Origin of the sequence: Pedobacter gandavensis, assembly GCF_032678745.1 — a bacterium.
GTDB lineage: Bacteria > Bacteroidota > Bacteroidia > Sphingobacteriales > Sphingobacteriaceae > Pedobacter > Pedobacter gandavensis_C.
Window position 1 is genome coordinate 839,723 of sequence record NZ_JAVTST010000001.1, and the last position, 20,885, is coordinate 860,607.

At 41.2% G+C, this 20,885-nt stretch carries 14 protein-coding genes; 6 read left to right on the forward strand and 8 right to left on the reverse strand.

The features are described from left to right. On the forward strand, positions 1-2,796 hold the full coding sequence (locus R2S10_RS03300; RefSeq protein WP_316839015.1) for an outer membrane beta-barrel protein: 2,796 nt from the start codon (positions 1-3) through the stop codon (positions 2,794-2,796). Positions 2,797-3,198: 402 nt separating this feature from the next. Here the strand turns inward: R2S10_RS03300 and R2S10_RS03305 are convergent, their stop codons facing one another. Next, positions 3,199-4,974 (reverse strand): serine hydrolase domain-containing protein, encoded by a 1,776-nt coding sequence (locus tag R2S10_RS03305; protein WP_316839016.1) that lies wholly within the window; start codon positions 4,972-4,974, stop codon positions 3,199-3,201. A gap of 348 nt (positions 4,975-5,322) precedes the next feature. Between R2S10_RS03305 and R2S10_RS03310 the strand changes: the two genes are divergently transcribed. After that, complete coding sequence (locus R2S10_RS03310) at positions 5,323-6,261, forward strand: D-2-hydroxyacid dehydrogenase family protein (protein ID WP_316839017.1); 939 nt, start codon at positions 5,323-5,325, stop codon at positions 6,259-6,261. A gap of 11 nt (positions 6,262-6,272) precedes the next feature. Here the strand turns inward: R2S10_RS03310 and R2S10_RS03315 are convergent, their stop codons facing one another. After that, a complete protein-coding gene (locus R2S10_RS03315; RefSeq protein ID WP_316839018.1) occupies positions 6,273-6,665 on the reverse strand; it encodes a DoxX family protein in 393 nt (130 codons plus the stop codon). 120 nt (positions 6,666-6,785) lie between these two features. On the opposite strand from R2S10_RS03315, the gene R2S10_RS03320 reads away from it, so the two are divergent. Together R2S10_RS03320 and R2S10_RS03325 are read left to right on the forward strand one after the other, a co-directional pair. Continuing rightward, positions 6,786-7,445, forward strand: coding sequence for an epimerase (locus tag R2S10_RS03320; protein WP_316839019.1), 660 nt, complete (start codon positions 6,786-6,788; stop codon positions 7,443-7,445). A gap of 202 nt (positions 7,446-7,647) precedes the next feature. Then, a complete protein-coding gene (locus tag R2S10_RS03325; RefSeq protein WP_316839020.1) occupies positions 7,648-8,928 on the forward strand; it encodes a BamA/TamA family outer membrane protein in 1,281 nt (426 codons plus the stop codon). Between the two features lie 78 nt (positions 8,929-9,006). Here R2S10_RS03325 and R2S10_RS03330 read toward each other — a convergent pair whose 3' ends face one another. The 5 genes from R2S10_RS03330 to R2S10_RS03350 form a co-directional block, all read right to left on the reverse strand. Continuing rightward, positions 9,007-10,122 (reverse strand): DUF5009 domain-containing protein, encoded by a 1,116-nt coding sequence (locus R2S10_RS03330; RefSeq protein ID WP_316839021.1) that lies wholly within the window; start codon positions 10,120-10,122, stop codon positions 9,007-9,009. Positions 10,123-10,213: 91 nt separating this feature from the next. Continuing rightward, a complete protein-coding gene (locus tag R2S10_RS03335; RefSeq protein WP_316839022.1) occupies positions 10,214-10,693 on the reverse strand; it encodes a DUF5018-related domain-containing protein in 480 nt (159 codons plus the stop codon). A gap of 25 nt (positions 10,694-10,718) precedes the next feature. Continuing rightward, on the reverse strand, positions 10,719-12,587 hold the full coding sequence (locus tag R2S10_RS03340; RefSeq protein ID WP_316839023.1) for a RagB/SusD family nutrient uptake outer membrane protein: 1,869 nt from the start codon (positions 12,585-12,587) through the stop codon (positions 10,719-10,721). A gap of 23 nt (positions 12,588-12,610) precedes the next feature. Beyond that, positions 12,611-15,931 carry a TonB-dependent receptor gene (locus R2S10_RS03345; RefSeq protein WP_316839024.1) on the reverse strand — a complete coding sequence of 1,107 codons (3,321 nt, stop codon included), beginning with the start codon at positions 15,929-15,931 and terminating at the stop codon, positions 12,611-12,613. A gap of 175 nt (positions 15,932-16,106) precedes the next feature. Further along, positions 16,107-17,126 carry a FecR family protein gene (locus R2S10_RS03350; protein ID WP_316839025.1) on the reverse strand — a complete coding sequence of 340 codons (1,020 nt, stop codon included), beginning with the start codon at positions 17,124-17,126 and terminating at the stop codon, positions 16,107-16,109. A gap of 136 nt (positions 17,127-17,262) precedes the next feature. On the opposite strand from R2S10_RS03350, the gene R2S10_RS03355 reads away from it, so the two are divergent. Then, entirely contained in the window at positions 17,263-17,907 is a 645-nt protein-coding gene (locus R2S10_RS03355) for an RNA polymerase sigma-70 factor (RefSeq protein ID WP_316839026.1), read from the forward strand. A 278-nt stretch (positions 17,908-18,185) separates the two neighbouring features. Here R2S10_RS03355 and R2S10_RS03360 read toward each other — a convergent pair whose 3' ends face one another. Further along, positions 18,186-19,211, reverse strand: coding sequence for a LacI family DNA-binding transcriptional regulator (locus R2S10_RS03360; protein ID WP_316839027.1), 1,026 nt, complete (start codon positions 19,209-19,211; stop codon positions 18,186-18,188). A 119-nt stretch (positions 19,212-19,330) separates the two neighbouring features. On the opposite strand from R2S10_RS03360, the gene R2S10_RS03365 reads away from it, so the two are divergent. After that, on the forward strand, positions 19,331-20,830 hold the full coding sequence (locus tag R2S10_RS03365) for a xylulokinase (RefSeq protein WP_316839028.1): 1,500 nt from the start codon (positions 19,331-19,333) through the stop codon (positions 20,828-20,830). Positions 20,831-20,885: the final 55 nt, after the last annotated feature.

The following is a 20,885-nucleotide window of genomic DNA, read 5'->3' on the forward strand; positions in this document are numbered from 1 at the left end:
ATGAGCAACCTAAAAACCGGTATAATCACTTTAACCTGCGTCATGATGTTACATCAGTTCGCAATAGCAGGGGAATCCCACACCTCAGGGAAAGAAATAATAACCAAATCCACACCAAAACAAACCATAACAAAAAAGATATCAAAACAAAAAATCACTAAAACAACAAAACAAGTACCCGCAGAAAAACAGCTACTTACCAAAGTTCTGACCGAATTAACGGCTCAATATAAAATCAACTTCTTATATGAAGAAGTCAACCTGAAACAAAAAATGGTGACTTATAAGGCCGCTGATTATAAGGGGAAATCTATTTCTGAGGTACTAAATAGCTTATTATTACCCTTAAACTTATCCTGGTATAAAGTGGATGCCCGAAACTATTCCATATTTATCACACCTAAAAAAGCAGAGGCTTCCGGTAAAGGCAAGGAAATGAAAACTAATCTTCCTGATTCCCTGAAACTAGAAAAGGTTACAGGTTCGGTATTGGATGAGCAAAGTAAACCTTTAGAATATACTACCGTTACTTTATTGGTAGCGATCGATTCTTCAGTGGTCAGCAATGCCTTGACAGATTTAGCAGGTGTTTTTACCTTTCCAACCGTTAAAACGGGAACGTATAAAATCAAAGTTTCTTCGATGGGTCACCTGGCTTTTATCAGTAAAGCATTTAAAGTTGGTGGTGGTGAGCCAGCTGTTGCCATGGCGCCGATAGCGATGAAGGTTTCCGATAAAACCTTAAAAGAAGTACGGGTCACAGCGAGCAAACCAATCGTAGAAACTAAAAGTGACCGCTTTATTTTTAATGTTGAAAACAGTGCGATGGCGGTGGGTAACTCCCTGCAAGTACTAAAATCCGCTCCTTTTGTACGTGTTTCTGCCGATAATGTATTGAGTTTGCAAGGCAAGAAAACCATGGTCCTGATCGATAATAAGCCGATTCCGGAAGCAGCACTAGAGAATATTTTATTGACCATGCCTGCAGGAAACATCCTTAAAGTGGAACTCATCACACAACCTTCCGCCAGGTACGACGCTTCTTATGGGGCAGTGATCAACATCATTACCAAAAAAACTCAAGTAGAAGGCATCACCGGAAACCTGCGACTGGATGGTTCTTCAGGTAATTACGCCACCGGCAGCGTCAATGCAGGGGGGACTTACAAAAATAAAAACCTGACCATTAGTGCGAATGCCGGAGTAAATAAAGGCGATAATTATTACAGAATTGAATCAGAAAGGTTTCAGGACCCAAGCGATCCCTCCTATTTTTTAACCAATAACTGGACCCGTTTATCTCATAATCTGATGTACACTTTCCAGACCAATATGGAGTTACAGTTGGATAAGAACCAAACTGTGGGTCTGTTTGTGGATATAAGTGATGTGGAATTTAAAGGCCCATGGACCACCAACAATAGTTTTGGCCGCAAAAATGGGAAGCTTGATTCGGTGCTATTCACAGACGGCGCTTTCAATCAGAAAGGGAAATCACAAACTTACAACCTGAATTACCGCTTACTTTCCGATTCCGGGAAAAATGAACTGACCGTTCTTGGTACTTATACCCCATGGCAACGGAATCTTTTACAGTCCTTTCCTTCTACCTTGTACGATGCGGAAGGAGCTGTTATTAAAAACCTGCCACTTTACCAGACCCGTAATAAAGGAAATATTAATATATACATTGCACAGCTCGACTATAGCCATCAGTTTAAAAAGGAATGGTCGCTGGAAACCGGATTGAAACATCAACAGACCAATTCTAAAACACTGGTGGTTTATGAAGATTATAAAACAGGCGAATTGGAGATAGACCCAAGCTTTTCAAATGACAATAATTTGAAGGAATCAATCTCCGGGATGTATGGGATTTTAACCAAAGACTGGGAAAATGATAAGCTTCAAATGGGCTTACGCGCTGAAATATCCAGTGTAAATTTCGATGGCAAGTCCAAACAGGATAAGGCTAATTTTTTTCCAACCTTGTTGTATCAGCATAATGTCAATAAGGACCTGAATTTTTCTGGATCTTATAAGAAAATCATCTATAGACCCCGCTATACGGAAATGGTTCCTTACACGGTATTTCTAAATAGATATAATATTGAGCAGGGAAATCCGGAATTGAAACCACAATTCGACCATGTCTATACCTTCACGGCGAACATTAAGAAATTAAACCTATCGATCAGTTATACGAATACAAAAGGCATGATTGGCTTATTCCCTTCAAAACAGGATTACCGTACAAAGGTCACCTATTTTAAACGTCAGAATCTGGAGAAAGCCTCCAATATAGCGCTTAATGTATTTTTCCCTTTCCGAATCAACGAATGGTGGGAAACGATGAATAGTGGTTCACCTATCGGACACAACAGCGCGGAAGGCATGGTATTGGAGAAAAACCACAAGCTTGCCGCTTTCTACTCTGATTTTAGAACGGCTCATATATTCAAAATCACCAAAGATTTGAAGCTGCAGGTGGATGCTTATTACTGGACAAAATACACACAGGATTTAGGCAGCTATCAAGGGAACAAAAATATTGATGCTTCCCTGATGTTAAGTCTGTGGCAAGGAGCCGGACAGTTTAGACTGGGCGGTACCGAACTGGTCTTTAAAAGAAATGACTATTTGCTGGAACGTGATTACGGGACTTTTAGATCCGCAGAACGAATTCACACCGACAGCAGACGACTGCTGGTTGGCTTTACTTACAATTTTGGAAAATCACGTATTAAGAAGCCAGCTTCAAAATTAGGTAACTCAGACGCAATGAAAAGACTATAAAAAGCTTCAAAAAGCCTCTAATAATCCCCGAAATAACAATGCCCCTTTTTAAAGCCATCAGAACAGTTCTGATGGCTTTTTTGTGTCCTATAGCGATTATGGTTACTACTATTGTGATCATCGATCCTAGGCCTCCGTTTTATCAGCCTTTAGCGTCATACCTACAGTTTTTTGTATTTGTTCATTAATCCCTGACATAAAATCTGGGTTCTTATTTATTCTTGCAAAAAAACAGAAACTATGTTTTGCTTAAAAACAGCGAAAGACAGCAGACCCCTCTTTGCTATTGATTTTTTCACAATAAGAGAACGACTAGCATTATTTACGTAAATAAAAACCTTTTTAGCATAACAGAGAATAATACTAATCAGAAGAAATTAACGCAAACGGTTGCGCAGATAATTATTTCACTATAGATTTCACTTGATTTAACAGGTATTCGCCCAATTCAGTAGCGCCTCTATCATAATTGGAGAGTACAACGATCACATATTTGCTATCTGGAAAAATATAGGTTACCGCATTCACCCCAGGTGCGCCACCAGCATGCCCCACTACTTGCTTTTCTACAGAACCCGACAACTGAAAACCATAACCATAGCTTTTCCCTAGTTCATCTTTAAACATTTTGTCCTTAGAAGAACCCCTCAACAGCTTATCAGATAACAAGGCAACTCCGAATTTATGGAGATCAGCAATCGTCGAATAACCACCTCCTGCAGGAGAACTTGTGGTAAATGCAGAATTAGAAACAGTCTCGTAAGAACCATCAATTTTAGGGAGATATCCAACAGCCTGATGCGTTTTAGTCCCTCCATCAGGATTAGGTACTCCTGGTTCTTTTCCTCCAAAAGTTCGCAAGGCAGAGTCTTCCATTCCGGCAGGCTTGTAGATATTTTCCTGAACGTAATCGAAGTAGTTCTGACCTGATATCTTTTCAATAATGGCGCCCAAAAGCAGCATTCCAGAATTACTATAAGCCCAGGACGTTCCCGGTTCAAACTCCAGGTTACTCACTTTTACAAAGGGTTTATATCCCTCCAGTGTTCGGAATTGAGCTACAGGGCTTTCCAGAAATTTCTCGTTAAAAAAGTCGCCTACGCCGGCACTATGATTCAATAAATGACTTACTTTGATCTGATCCGCGAGTGCTGTAGGTAGCCAGGTACTATCCAGAAACTTAGACACCGAATCATTCAAATTGATCTTTCCCTGTTCTACCAGCTGCATGATCCCTACTGCGGTAAACATCTTATTCATCGAACCAAGATTGAATTTTGTAGTCAAGGTGTTCTTGATCCCAGCTTCTTTTATTGCCGATCCACTGGCCGATTCATATAAAATACGATCTCCTTTAGCTAGAAGAACCACGCCGGAAAAAACATCTTTTTGAGCTAAACGCTTTAAAGTCTGGTCTAAATCTGCGACAAGCGCTTCCGCATTGCTTACTTTCTTAACCGGATCCGCGCTATAAACTAATCTGTTGTTGTAGAGCTTTATTTTACCTTCCTGATCAAGCTTTAAGCTAAACTCAAGCTCATTGTTTAAATCTTCACTGGCATACTGGTATTCTCCAAAAAATGCCTTTGCGTTAAAATAGAGCCGTTTGTGGAATTTAACACCGCCAGTTGCACGATAAGCATTTTTAGCTCTGAACAGGAACTGATCTTCCATGGAAGATTTGAGTGCTGCTGAAAAATTAGTATTTACGAAGTTCGTTAAGACTTCAAGGGAGTTGGAGTTTATGGCCGACACTAATTGCTCCGCTTTTTGATTTAGCATTTCGCTGACCTGAGTGTCGGAGAGTACCGGCATTTTCTCCGGAGTATAACCTGGCACTTTTGTCCATTGCTCTTGCCCTACTTTTAACCCAGAAACCTCATTATTGCTGTTTTTCAAAAGGCTAAGACTGTAAGTACCGGTAGCGTCGCTGAAGTCGGTTTCAGACTTCTGATCCAGGATGATTTCCTTACCATCCCATTCTTTTACCTGTTTCAGTTTATTTCCAGACACCTGCATGAGCAAGTATAATTCTTTAACAACCGGGTGCTGGTAATATCCATCAGCAGTTTTCAGGGTCGGAAAGGAGGTTTTTTCCTGTGCAAGAGCGACAGAGAAGCTCGTAAACGTTAAAGGAAGGAGCAGAAAAAGAGTGTAGAGCGGTTTTCTATAAATCATATCATTACATCCGGAGTTAAACAGCTAACTTCCTTATTTAGATATGAATATAGCAATTAAAACTAACTCAGGTATTGATGTTTTTCCATGAGATCTCTGCTTTCGGATATAGGTTCCTGCCATAATACACTGGAATACTACTTATTACACTGCTTTTTATAAATCTCTTCCTGACGTACAATCCAGCCAGTGTAGATCCTGAATGAAGTCACTGGCTCCCTGTAGCTTACCAACCACCCCTTCTCCCCTTCCTGCCATAAAGAATAATACTTAGGGATGTAATATTAAAAATTACAATACTTTTCAAACTATAATTCTAAATTGAAGTTTTGTATAAAAGAAACACAAATGAAGACATTAACTCAATTTGCCATACTCGACGATTATCAAAATATAGCCCTATCCTACGGTGACTGGTCGGAAATCGAGGAACTTGCAGAAATCACCGTCTTTACTGATCATTTAACTGAAGCTACTGAGATTATAGAAAGACTACAGCCCTTCGAAGTCATTGCTGTGATGCGGGAACGCACACCTATGACCAGAGAGATCCTTTCTCAATTGCCTAACCTAAAGCTGATCATTTCAACCGGTCAACGGAATGCATCTATAGATATAAAGGCTGCGGAAGAATTTGGGATTGCCATTGCGCCGACAAGATACATATCCAATGGAGCGCCAGAGTTGACCTGGGCACTCATACTAGCTTTAGCTAAACACCTTATCCCGGAGACAGCCAATGTCCGTAAAGGAGGCTGGCAGACAGAGATTGGCGTAGATTTAAAGGGAAAAACTATTGGGATTGTTGGTTTAGGCAATATAGGCAGTACTATTGCCCGCTATGCCAAGGCATTTGAAATGGAGGTTATTGCCTGGAGTGAAAACCTGACCGAGGAAAAAGCAGTCGCTCAGGGTGCCAGATTGGTGACTAAAGAAGAATTGTTTCTTCAGGCTGATTTTGTAACCGTACACCTCATCCTAAGTTCCCGAAGTAAGGGAATCATTGGCGCAAAAGAGCTGAGCCTTATGAAAGCAAGTGCCTTCTTCATCAATACCTCCAGGGGGCCTTTAGTAGAGGAAGCAGCCTTGATTAACGCCCTGGAACGCAAACGCATCGTCGCTGCGGGTTTAGATGTCTATGAAATAGAGCCTTTACCTGCTCAACACCCCTTCCGTACCTTACCAAATGTTTTAGCAACGCCACATATTGGCTATGTGACGGATCAAACTTATCAGATATTCTACGAGGACATCAAAAGCAATTTAGGCGAATGGCTCGCCAAATAAACATACATGCCTTATCTGCGTCTCTTTGTAGGGATGCAGATGGCAATTAAACAAAGGATAAGTACAACACTAAATTCCATTCCGTTTCTTCCAGGCCCTACTACATACCAACCGTCAGGGTAATGAACCAGTACTATTCCGGTAATCAGGATCAAGATAAAGCCAGGAACCACAAACTTTAGGAATTTCCCAAATAGGATTAATATAGAGCCTATGATCTCAAAAACCATTAATCCCCAAGCCAGGTAAACTCCAAAAGGAGCAAAACCCACCTTATTCAAGTACAATTCTCCGAAATCATTTATGGTATGATTGATGACACCATGCAAACTATGAGATAAAAAAATCATGGCAATGGCCAGACGAATCAGGAATAATGGATTGAAGCCGTTAATTGTTTTCATAATTAAATATATATGTTTCCCGGCAGAGCAACAAATTTTAGAATGCAACAATTCCTATACAGCAAATTAGAGCGCTTATAATTTTGCTATATTTAATCAGCTAAACAAAGCGATCTTCATATGGGAATAAAAGTAATTATCACAGGGGCAACAGGTATGGTTGGAGAAGGCGTACTTTTAACCTGTCTGCAACATCCAGACGTATCACAGGTTTTGGTGATCAATAGAAAACCTGGGGGGATCAATCATCCAAAATTAAAAGAGATCATTCATAGTGATTTTTTTAACCTGGCAGCATTGGACCCTCAACTAGCGGATTATAACGCTTGCTTCTTTTGTCTGGGGATTTCCTCTATTGGATTGAGTAAAGAAGAATATCGGCACATCACGTACGACCTGACATTGGCGACAGGAAAACACCTGGTTCGGATCAACCCGGACTTGACCTTTTGTTATGTTTCTGGAGCAAGCACCGACAGTACTGAGCAGGGAAAGGTAGCATGGGCGCGCGTTAAAGGCGCTACTGAGAATGCCTTAATGCGACTTTTCAAAAATGCGTATATGTTCCGTCCAGGTTTTATGAAGGCCTACCCGGGACAGAAAAATGTGAAAAGCATTTACAAGTATATTGCCTGGATGTATCCGTTTGGGCGGAAGTTTTTCCCAGCGGGATTCTGTACACTGGAAGAAGTTGGACTTGCGATGATCAATTCTGTAAAAAAGGGATATCCAAAACAGATCCTGGAAGTAAAGGACATTGTTGCTTTATCAAAAGAATAATCAGGCGACAAAAATCCAGGGCAAAATTAGACTGTTAATCCTTATATGAATTAACCCTAAAACAAAATCATCCATTCAAATCTTTTAATTGGAACAGTAATTGCGCCTGATTTAGCAAATCAAATACTAGCTTTGCTAAACTCAGGTAAGGCATTATCGGAATAACTATAATGGTTTATATGCTCTATTTATTTTAAATAATTTGAAGATTACGCAATTCTACAAAATAAACGCAATCCTATTGATCCTGAGTGCATCTGGAATAGCCTCCGGATATGGACAAACGACAACAGCTACTGATTCTCTGAAAAAGGATAGCCTAAAAAACGCTTATGATATCGGCGATTTAATTCATCAGATATTCCGTCCCGGTAAACCTTTAAAGCCTGCTCAGAAGAAATCAGGCATTACGCCCATGCCAAGTGTGGCCTATAATCCTAGTATTGGCGCTCAGATTGGATTAAAAGCAGTTGCAGGGAGAGTGCTTGGTCATGAGCCAAACACCCTGATGTCTATTGCTGCTACATCGGCCTCCATTACCACTAAAGGAATCATTTACTTTTACCTGAGCCACAATGTGTATACTCCGGGAAACAGGTGGAATTTCCAGGGTAGCCTGGTTGCTGCTAAAACTGTTAGCCCTGACTTCGGTTTTGGAATCGGCGAAAAGGTAGTCGGCAGTCCGGAACAAGAAATCCTGGCCAATCCAGATCGTAAAGGTTATGTGATTCATGGCGAGTATTACAATTTCAGAGAGAAAGTATACAAACAAGTGATGGATCATCTATTTGTTGGTGCAGGAGTTTCGATTGACATCAGAAGAAAACTGGAGGACAGAGATCATCCTGATGGACTCACCCCATACCACATTTACAGTAAAGAAAATGGCTTTAATACCGATCATTATCTTTCTAATGGTTTCCTGTTCAATCTGCAATACACCACCCGCGATCATCAGAATCGCGCACACAAGGGAATCTATGCCGATGCTGGTGTACGTGTAAATCAGAGCTGGATTGGAAGCACTAAAAATGCAGTACAGGTGACTACAGATTTCAGAAAATACTGGAGCCTTTCCAGCAGAAACCCGGAACATGTAATTGCTTTTTGGAATTGGGGATCTTATTTAATCAGTGGAACCCTCCCTTATCTCGAACTACCGGGAACGGGTAAAGACCCCAATTTTAGAAGTGGCAGAGGATATACAGTGGGTTATTTTAAAGGCACCAATTACTTCTATTCAGAATTGGAATACCGTTTCCCTATTACGAACAACAAGTTCCTCAGCGGAGTAACCTTCTTTAACGTGCAAACGGCTAACGATAATGCAGGAACTAAGCTATTCAAAAAATGGCAACCTGCCGGTGGTGCTGGTTTGAGGATCCTCTTCAATAAAGCAACAAGAACCAACCTATGCGTAGATTACGCTTTTGGTAATTATGGTGCAAAAGGATTATTCCTTGGATTAAACGAAGCCTTTTAGCTTTCCTAAGACCAGAAAATATATTTTAGATGGAGTATCCTAAACGAATACTCCATCTATTAACGCTAAACAACTAAGCTAGAGCTTAAAGAAGATCTTCTTCTTGTATAAGAAATAGCAAATCCCCCATTCTACAGCAAAAGTTGCCAGGGCAGCAATCACCAAAAACCATTGGTGTGAAAGCCCTGTTAAGGCTTCCATCGGACTGAGCAACATGACCATATAGCCATTGAACCAGTTACGGCCAACAATCTCAAAGAACAAATAAATGAAAATGGAGTTCATTCCAAAAACCTGGAAAAATAATAACCCTTTCTGGTGTTTACGGAGATCAATCCAGTAATAACATAAGGCCACCATCCAACAGCAAAAACCCAGGGAAGCCAATATAAAGGAGCTGGTAGCAATCGGCTTAATCATCAAGGTCAGCTCAAAATAATCTAATGCGTATCCTGTCAATACCAAAACCAATCCAGCGGCTAACAACCAGGATAAGGGATTTCGGGATTGCATAAACAGCTTTCCTATTATAACTCCTGCCAAGGTATGCACTGCGGTAGGCAACCAATTGATAAAGACATAATGATTTCCTTTCTGTTGGAACAGTAGGTAATCGATGTAACTGCCTATGTTTTTGCCATCTGTATAGCCTTCTACAAATCCAGGAATATACCAAAAACGGTATAGGAATTCTGTGAGGATTAAGATCCCTATTGCAGCCAACACCTGATACTTAATCTTAAAGTCGAATAGTAAAAAGGCGATAATGGTCGTAAATGCAAGTTGTGTAAGGATATCTGTCAGATCCAGGGCATTTAATGCCAGCCAATCCGGACTATGGATTCTTTTTAAAATCCCCCACAACAACAATAGCGCGCTCCGTTTTAGTATTTTCAAAAACCTGTCGTTCCAGCTCATTCCCTGTTCCTGCTGACGGGTTAAGGAATAAGTCATCGCGATACCTGCCATAAACATAAAAGCAGGTTGAATTAAATCCCAGAAATGCAATCCTCGCCAGTCGTTATGGAAAAACTGACTCATTATTGTGGCTGCAAAACTGCCTTTGTTACATAAATGCATTAAGTAAGCATAGAGTTCGGTGCTTTCCAAAGCCAGCAAGACCATGATCAGGCCTCGCATAAAATCAAGGGAGAGTAAACGTTTAGGGGCTAAAGTGGTGGTATTGTGGTTCATTTGGTTTAAGCGTTTGGGTTTAGGTTCATTGCCTGCATAAAAAAAGGGCTGGATCAAATCCAACCCTTTCCATTTTTAATCTAAAGGCAAATTAAGGTTTATTGAATGAAGTTACAATTATCGTCCAGGTTTTTTTAGACCCATTTGCTGCGCTTACTTCGTATTTCTGAGGGACAGTCAGGTTGGTCGGGTCACCTAATTTAGGCGTTCCTGTCAGCGGTTTGATCGTTGCTGCAGTAGAGATATCCATATACACCCATAAGTTGCTTTGCAAAACTTTTGCGCGTTCTGCAACTGTAAAACTACCACTGGCGACAGGTACGGAAACTGCCAGGTTAATGGTGGAATTGGGCGCGTCAACTGTTTTTACCACATCCAGCTTTTTAATCACTACGATCGGTTGTCCGCCATATTGCTCCGGACCATTGAAACGGTATTCCACATACACATTGTCTATATTGGTACCATCCCATTCCGGATAATCAGGGAGGCCTTTTTTTAAACAGGAAGTCATCGTAGCCATTAAGATCAAGCCCAGGCTCAGCAATGTTTTTATATTTTTAGTCATCATTTTCATGCTATTATAAGGTTAAGAATTACCAGCCCGGATTTTGCGGACCAAATTTAGGGTTCTGGTCAATAAGACCTTGTGTAATTGGAAAAAGGTATCTTCTGCTTTTGTCGAACACACGGATGTTATTAGAAGAGAAAAACGGACCCTGAACAATAGAGAAGGCTTTTCTGTCTTTACTGATGTCCATAACACTAGGCAATTGCTCCAACTCAGGAATTTTATCGCCGGAAGGTTTTCCATAATTGGCATCGCCTCCATAACGTCCCCAGCGTAGTAAACTCCAGTAATAATCATTTTCCAAAACTAGGTCTATTCTTCTTTCACGCTTGTAGTCTGTCCAGGCTTCGGCTATACTAACTGCCGTAGAAGCCGGTAGTTTACCATGTGTAACCCTGGTTTTATTGAAATTGCTTACTGCATTTGCAAGATCTCCTTTCAGCAGATAGGCTTCAGCCATGTTCAGGTAAACTCTGCCCAATCTGCTTACCACATAGTGATAATCAGTTGGAGAAGAGCTAATGTATCTAGGTGAAACATTCTCATACACCCCTTTTCTCCAATATAAGTTCGTTAAACTGAGGTAATATCCTGTACCATCAATTTTAATCCAACGGTCTGCATTTCCTCTTAAACCTGTGGTGATCGTTTCTCCATAGAATTTGGTAGAATCACTGATGATCGATGCGGCCCATCTTGCATCACGCCCTCTGTTTGTTAAAGTCCAGATCGTTTCTGTACTTCCAGGACGGATCATCCCACTTTTAACGGAGCTCTCTCCCCCTGCCTTACGAATCATGGTTGTTGGAATCACTGCGGTTTCATCCACTGCAGCAAGGTATTGAGAAGTTTGGTTCCATGGCAACGCTTTTGTTGGATTGGCCTGATCAATTACCAGGTAGTCATCGGCAAGATTTTGAGTTGGACCATGTTGTACCCAGGCTTCAAATACCGTATTTGTAGCTACAAATAATGGACTCCCCTGATTTTGTTTTACACGGTCGTTATTCATATTCGGGATCATTAATTGCATTGGCGTGCCAGACAAAGAGGTATTTGTCGATTTGCGATAAATGCCAAATATCGTTTCCGAAGAAAGCGGGTTCTCGCTGTTAAACATCGCTCCATAATTATTCTCCAGGGCATAACCACCAGAGATCACGATCTGACCATTGGCAATGACTTTGTCGAGTAATGGATTTGATGGACTCACATTCGCTGCTGCCGGATAGTTTTCATAAGCCAATGCCGCCAGACAAACTTCTGTCAGGAATGCTGCAGCTGTATATTTATTTGCCCTGCCTGCAACTTTTGTAGTTGGTAGCGCCGCAACCGCATCTTCCAGGTCTTTAATGATCAATTGATAAGATTCAGATGGGTTAGCCGTAGCTGGCAACAATAGGTTATCTTCAGGTGTCAAAACCTTATCGATCCAGACTATCCGACCTGTTCTACGCGCTACGGAATAATAAGACAGTGCCCTTAAAAATTTACCCTCGGCGATCAATGCTTTTTTATCATCTTCAGAAATACCTGAGGATGCTGCGACCTGCGTAATGATCTGGTTGCAACGACGGATGGTAGACCAATTGTTGAAATTACCAGCTGTATTCCGCTCCATGCGTTCGTTAAAAACTGTAGCCGCTCCACCGTAAATATCATCAAAACCTAAAGAGTTTAGGGTATATGGATCAGTTTGCGCACCGCTGGCATAGTCACCCACTAGACCATAAGTAGAAAAGATAAAGGTTTCCGCGTTCGCTTTATTGTTCCAGACAGTTTCTTCAGGGATTTTATTAAAAGGTTCAGTATCTAAAACGCCTTTCTTGCAAGCACTGAAAAATAGGGTACCTGTGATCGCCAGGGATACCATTAATTTTATATTTATTTTCATCGAATATTTTATTTTATGGGGAATTAAAAACCAACGTTTAAGCCAAATGAAAGGGTACGCTGAATTGGATAGCCTTCATTATTCTGATCAGATTCCGGATCAATGAAGTAATCTTTACTTTTAGAGAAAGTCAACAAATTGGTTCCTGAAACAAACAGCTTGCAGTTTTTCAATGGGGAGTTTTTCAGCATAGAATTTTTAAAGTCATAACCAAACTGTAGGTACTTCAATCGCAGGAATTTTGATTTTAAAATCCAAAAATCACTCGTCACTCCATTATTACCACCATTCACACCCGCTGCAGATATCTGACGTGGGAATAAAGCGTCGGTATTGTCCTGTCTCCAGTAATCCTGTTGGTAAGGATAGATTAAAATCCCTTGTGGGGAAGTTCCCTGAATAATCGAACCCAGATAGCGGTCGCGGTTTCCAGAACCCATTACCACTGCAGTCAGGTAAAACCCTTTATAACCAAAGTCCATGGTCAGACCGTAATTGATTCGAGGTTTGGTGCTGTTCCCAATATTTCTGAAATCAGAAGCATCAATTTTACCATCACCATTGTTATCGGCATATTTTAAATCTCCGGCAACTACATTGACAGAACTTACCCTTCTTGCCCCCATTAACAGATCGGCATTATTGCCATAGTAGCCAAGGTTGTTATACCCCTGTTGCAAGGTGGATTGATCTGTACCGGAAATCCTGGTGTATGGATTTTTTAATGCATTCTCATCTTCACCTGTCGTACGCTCCCAGAGTTCATTGAAATAAGTGAAGTTAAGTCCAACTTTATAAGTAAAGTCGCTTACTTTATCGTTCCATGCAAGGCCAAGTTCAGCGCCTTCTCTACGTAAAGCAGCATCTTTAAAGTTAATTGGCGGTAAACCGATACCCAATGTAGCAGAGAATTTTGGATCTGCAGTTACATAACCTGTGGTACGTTTGTAAAAATAATCAACAGAGGCGGTCAGACGATTATCTAAAGAGCCAAGGTCAATTCCGATATTCCGCTCACGATCGCTATACCAGGAGAAACTATTACTGGCCAGGGAACCAGGCTCCGAAGTACCTTGTACCAAATTACCATTTACTACCCATGCATTAGCGTTTACTGAATATCCGGGAACGTATGCATATAGGTTAACTCCATCACTATTCACCGCCGAACCACCCAATTGCCCTACCAAACCAAATGACCCCCGTATTTTCAGGTAATCAAGAATATGTTTTTCTTTCAGGCTGGCCATAAATTTCTCTTCAGAAATAATGTACCCTCCAGATACAGAATAAAATGTTCCCCATTGTTTGCCTTTTGGAAAAGCACTGTTTCCATCATAGCGAATGGTTCCGTCTACAAAGTACTTGTTCTTGAAATTGTAGGATAAACGTCCAACATAGCCTGCTCTTGCGGTTTCATATTCTGAACCATCAGCCTCCTGGTCTAGTGTCGGTCCGGCATTAAACTGATCATAAATGATCTGATAATTCCTTCTTCTCGCAAGTAATGAATTACTGGTCAGCTTTGATTGCTCATACACGCCGGTGAAATCAATGTTATGGTCTCCAAAGCTCTTGTTATAAGTAATGAAACCTTGCAGGTTGAAATTCGTACCGTCACCCCTTACTCCTGTTAGAGATGGTGCTGCACCAGGAATGGCCACAGTACTGTTGAGTAAGTAACTAGGTGCAGAAACATTCCAGGATTTTCCAATGGAGTTCCACATGTTATAACTTCCCGTGGCTTTTAAGTTTAGACCAGGCAGGAATGGAGCTGCATAATCTAATCCTAGGATACCATTGAAAATTCTGGAGGAGTTTTTATTGTACCCGGATAATGGTGACAGTTCTACAATCGGATTATCTGTAGTACCCGAATAAGGTAAACCAAACTCATTCATTGCAAGTTGTTTCGAGGCTTTTTGCTGAATGTGCTGATAAATTGCACCATATGAACCGGCCGTTCCCGAGTTTGGAACCATATTGTTCTCCACGTAACCATCCAATCCTGTGGTTACTTTTAAATGAATCTTTTCGAATTCGCTAACCGTATTTAAACGATAGGTAAAACGCTCGTTGTAGTTGTTGTCGGTTCTAAGGTTCGTTCCCTGCTTAAAGTAAGATCCGGAAGCATAATAAGTTAATGCTTTTGTGCCGGAAGTTACGGAAAGGTCATGACGCGACTCTAAAGCATATTTTTTTAAAGCCAATTTCTGCCAGTCGGTATTTGGATATAAGAAAGGTTGCGACTGATCCTGGTATAAAGCGAGAATTGCATCAGAAGTAGGTTGAGTTCTGCCCTCCGCCAGGTAAACCTCATTGATTGACTTTAGATTCTCATAAGAACTCAGCTTTTTAGGGAATAAAGTTGGGGAAGAGAAAATCTGGTTGAAAGAGTAATTGATGTCGATTTTTCCTTCTTTTCCTTTTTTTGTGGTCACCATGATGATTCCGTTTGCCCCTTGTTGTCCATATAATGCGGTAGCACCTACGTCTTTCAACACGGAATAAGACTCAATATCATTTGGATTCAGGTTCGTAAAGTCGTTCTGACTGCGAACCTGGTTATCAATTACATATAAAGGTGTTCCGCCACCACGAATGGAAACCGTACTTTTTGAACCTGGTGATCCTGTGGAACTCGTTACAATTATTCCGGGAATCCTTCCAGCAACGGCATCATTGATAGACTGAACCGGTAATGGTGCTACATTATCCATTGGTAAAGTTGCAATAGAGCTGTTGATTTTCCTTTTCGTGGAAGTTCCATAACCAACTACCACCACATCGTCGAGATTGTTGTTGCTTTCTATCAGGGTTACATTGATGGTTTTTGTACCCGCAGTTACTGTTCTTTCTACGGTCTGATAGCCCACTAATGAAAATATCAGTACAGATTGCTCAGGTACACTCAATGCAAATTTCCCCTGTTGATCGCTTGATGTCCCTCGTTTAGTACCTTTTACCAGGATGGTTACCCCTGGCATAGCCACACCGGAACTGTCTTTTACAGCACCGGTAACGAGCACATCATTGAAGGCCATATTCTGATTAGAAATCACGACCAGGCCAGTACCGGAAACAGAAAACTTCAGGTCTGTATCTTTGAGGACATCTTTCAGGACATCCAGAACCAATCCGTCCTTTACTTTTAAACTGACATTTTTTGAGGCTGGTACAAAATTAGAACTGTAGACAAAATAATAACGGCTCTGTTTTTCAATGGTTCTCAATACATTTTCAATACTGGTGTTTTTCACCTCAAAAGAGACTTTCTCTTGTGAAAAAACACTCGCAGAAACATTAAGGCATGTGATCAACACCGTAAAAAACGTGAGCTTCATGAGCATAATGAATTTGATGAGCGGTCTAGGCCAAGACCGCTGTTTGTGGAAGTAATAAATTATCATATTTTTGGTTTTTGGTTTGCAGGTTTTTTGACAGCCGATTTTGCGTTGGCAACTGTCAGAAATTGACGATCAAAATTTATAAAGGGCGGTGCTTCAACACCGCTCTTTTTTATTTAGAGATCGTTACGGTTCTATCTTTCAATTCATATTTAAAATGTTGTGTTTGTTGTAAGGAATTTAAAACATCTGTGATGCTTTCATTATTATAATTGGCCCTGAAACGGTAGTTTTCTACTGCTTTAGACTTAAACTTGATTTCTACATTAAACCACCTTTCCAATACCTCTTTCATCTCCCCAAAAGTCTGGTCGTACATCTCCAGACGGTTGTTGATCCATGCCGTTTCTATAATGGTACTGTCGGTTTTTTGAGTAAAACGCTGTATACTCACTTTTGGAAGCTTATTCAAATGCGGTTGAGCTTCCCGCTGCGCAGCAATGAGTTTATCCGGGTTTAAAAAGACGGCTTTTTCACTTGGCTTAAGGGTAATCATTTTGGAATCCTTTGTCAGTCCCCGCATAGAGATAGAGCCCCGGATCAATGTGGCTGTTGCTTCCTGATCAGCGGGATAGGCTTTCACATTAAAAGCGGTCCCCAGTACATTCAGGTTAAATACTTTGGTGTGGACTGTAAAAGGCTTATCTGCGGAATGTGTGACATCAAAATAGGCTTCTCCTACGAGATCAACTGCTCTGTCATCGGCATTAAAATCCTTAGCCAGGGTCAATTTACTTCCCGCATTGAGCCATACTTTGGTCCCATCCTGCAATTGAATTTGTTTTTTCTCTCCGGATTTGGTTTCAAACACCTGAGCATTCAAGGCAGAGGCTGTTTCGACATGCTGTTTTTGTAGATAGAAATAACCTATTCCAGTGCTACAAATCAAGAATAGCGAAGCGGCAATCACCCAGCGTTTGGAAGAAAACCTTGTTTGAAAGACAAGCGGATTCATTTCCTGATGGAGCCGCTGGTAGATCTCATCATGAATCCTTTCTTTATTGCCAAGATCTGCAGTCCATGTTTTCCATTGAAAATCATCCTGATAGCTTTCCAGCAGCAGGATCTCTTCTGGGCTACATTTGCCTTGCAGATATTGTTCGTAAAGCGCTATAAACTCTTTTTCGGACATACGTATATACTTGGTGTTACCTATATAGTGTCCTATTCTTCGCCGCACACACCTACTTTTGTAAAAAAAAAAATAAATCTTCATTATCAATGTCCGTGTCAAAAAATTATTACATTTAAAACGGGACAAATTATGTATGACAAGACGGATACCTTCTGATCAGGAATTATGGGGCAAAATTCAGCAGGAAAACAGTAAGGCTTTTGATTTATTGTTTGAGCGGTATTGGGAGAAAATCTACAGTACCTGTTATGGTTATTTGAAAAACGAAGAAGCCTGCAAAGAGATTGTACACAATATTTTTCTGAACATCTGGCAGAAACGAGAAACGCTGGAAGTAGTTTCTTTTAGCCATTACCTGACTTCTGCAGCCAGGTATCAGGTGTATAAGGTGATCCGAAAGGAAAAACTGAACCCTATTCAACTCATTGAAGATTATGACCAGGTTCCACATTTGAACTGGGTACGGAATCAAGGGGAAGAAAAAATGCGGGATGAAGAGATCAGCAGAAATCTGGAGGACGTACTCAACACCCTTCCTAAACGATGCAAAGAGGTTTTTATCCTCAGCAGAATAAAAAACCTGAGTAATGACGAGATTGCCAGACAGCTGGGGATTTCTAAACGCAGCGTAGAAAATCAGCTTACACAGGCCTTAAAGGTCTTGAGGTTGGCCTTGAAAGGAGCCTTATATACTTTCATCTTTTTTCATTTCCAGCATACAACGGTACAGTCCGGCAGCAAGCAGGCCAGTCCCAGTTATAGTACTCTTTCAGAATAGTTGTTCAATTATCGGCCTCATTTGTAACATTGGCAATATCCTTTCTGCCTGAAACTGACAAGTAAATTTGCCTCCGCACAGCCGAGAGTATGGAGCTGCAGTGGAGCTTAGAAAAGAACATAGAATGGAATAAAAGGGTTTAAGCGTTTGTTTTTTTCAGCATGACATTGTGTCCGATTAAAATACATAATAGTCTAATAATCAGATACAATTAAAACAATAACTAATCTCTTAGATTAACAAAAAACTCACCCATCATCAAGTCCAACTCATAAGTTCTACATCCGCAAACTAGACTTCCTGATGATCAATTTTGGTTTAATGTTTACTGTTTTTTTGATCACCATACCAGAGTTTTCGATTTCCTGAAAATGAAGGTTCCCGATGGTCTTCCCCATTTCCACGCTAAACTGGTCGATGGTGGTGATGGAAGGACTGGTAATTTCTGTAAAGGGCTCATTAGAATACCCGCAGATCCCAAGTTCTTCCGGAATGCGCATTCCCTTAGCTGTTGCGGCTTCTAACACCCCTAGAGCCGCAAAGTCCGAGGTAGAAGCAAAAATTGCATCTGGCGGATGTACCATTTCCAATAATTTTGCTGTGGCTACCGCACCCAGTTCTTTTGTCCAGGCATTGGCATACATCAGTTCCTCCAGAATTGGAAAACCATGGTCCTGAAGCGCCGCGATATATCCTTCTTTACGTTCTCTGAAAATGTGTAATTCCTGAGGGCCTTCCAATAAGGCAATCCTGCGATAACCTTGCTCAATTAAGTGCTTCACAGCCTCGTAAGCAGCTTTATGATTGTCGTTGACCACCTTAAAGGTTTCGAGTTCCTCTACCACACGGTCAAACTGAATCAATTGAATGTTTCGGTCTAAAACCTGTTGTAAATGGTCTGAACTGCCTTTTTCTGCGGCAATAGAAATCACTATCCCACTTACATTCTGGTTCACCAGGGCATTCACTCCCTCTACTTCACGCGCATGTAGCTCATTAGACTGGCAGATCACCAGATTATAGCCTTTGCTAAAAGTAACTTCCTCTAAACCAGCAATGATATTGGAAAAGAAATACTGATTAATTCGGGGAACCACCACGCCAATCGTTGGATTACTACCTTTCCTGAGGTTTGAAGCCATCGCATTCTGCTGATAGTTCATCTCAGCAGCAGTTTTAAGCACCAATGCTTTCGTCTCTGCATTAATTTTGTCGCTATCACTCAGCGCTCTGGACACAGAAGATGCCGCTAAATTGAGCTTTTGAGCAATATCGTATATAGTTGTTCTTTTCTGACGCTTCATATGGAAAGTAAAAATACAAAAATATTTTAGGCAATCGATTGCAATTATGAAACTTTCTCCTAAATTCGTTTCCTGATAACCAAATATTCATTCCATAAAATCCATTAGAACAATACGATATGTTATTACTGGGAATAGACATTGGCACCTCCTCTATCAAGGTGGCCGTTGTAGACGCGCAAACACAACAAACCATTGCTACCGCACAATATCCGGAGGAAGAAGCTACCATTCATGCCCCCCATCCGGGATGGGCGGAACAAGATCCGGAGCTGTGGTGGGCACATACCCAACAAGCATTTGAACTTTGCAAAAAGAAAGCGAACTTCCAGCCATTGGACATTTCTGCGATTGGAATTGCCTATCAAATGCATGGATTGGTGTTGGTAGACAAAGATCAGCAGCTGCTCAGAAATAGTATCATTTGGTGCGACAGCAGAGCTGTAAGCCTTGGAAACGAAGCATTTGATCAATTAGGTCATGAGTATTGCCTGAGTCATCTCCTCAATTCACCCGGTAATTTTACCGCTTCAAAGCTGGCCTGGGTGAAACAAAATGAACCGGAATGCTATGCTAAAATAGATAAAGTGATGCTTCCAGGGGATTTTATTGCCATGAAACTCAGTTCCAACATCACGACTAGCATTTCAGCACTATCGGAAGGCGTTTTCTGGGACTTTCAATCTGATACGCTATCTGAGGCATTGATGGACCATTACGGTTTCGACCGAAATCTGATCCCGGAAATCAAACCTGTATTTTCTGAACACGGCCGCGTCAGCAGTTCAGCAGCAGCCCTATTTGGCTTAAAAGCCGGTATTCCGGTAAGTTACAAATCCGGAGACCAGCCCAACAACGCACTTTCTCTGAATGTATTGGAGCCTGGAGAAGTTGCAGCGACAGCAGGCACCTCGGGTGTGATCTATGGCATTAGCGACCAGCTGAGCTACGATCCACAATCCAGGGTAAACACCTTTGCGCATGTCAACTATACTGAAAACGAAAAAAGACTGGGTATCCTACTCTGTATCAATGGTACTGGCAGTATGAACCGATGGGCAAAAAGCTTAGTTGCTCCCGGTAAATCTTATGACGAGATCAATACCGCAGCAAAGAAAATCGCTATAGGTGCAGAAGGACTGCGAATCCTGCCCTTTGGAAATGGTGCAGAACGCATGCTCAACAATCAGATTGTAGGCGGGCATTTACAAAACATCGATTTTAACCTCCACAGTACCCCTCATATTTTCAGGGCAGTACAAGAAGGAATTGCCTTTTCGTTCCGCTACGGATTGGACATTATGCGCAGCAATGGGCTACAACCAAAGGTGATCAGAGCCGGAAAAGCGAACCTCTTTCTAAGCGATCTGTTCCTGGAAGCCTTCGTGAACAGTACCGGTGTTCCTGTTGAACTTTATGAAAATGATGGCAGTGTAGGCGCAGCTTTAGGTGCCGGTATTGGCGCTGGAACCTACCCCAATGCCGCAGCAGCTTTTAGTAATATCAAAGCCTTGCAATTGATAGAACCCAATGCAAACCTTCCTTATGAAGACCTGTATCAGGACTGGCTCCTACACCTCGAGTCTAAGATCATAAAGGAAAGTTCAGTAAGCTATTAATCAATAATATATATAAAAACAAATACCCCTAAAACAAGACCAATACCACATTTTA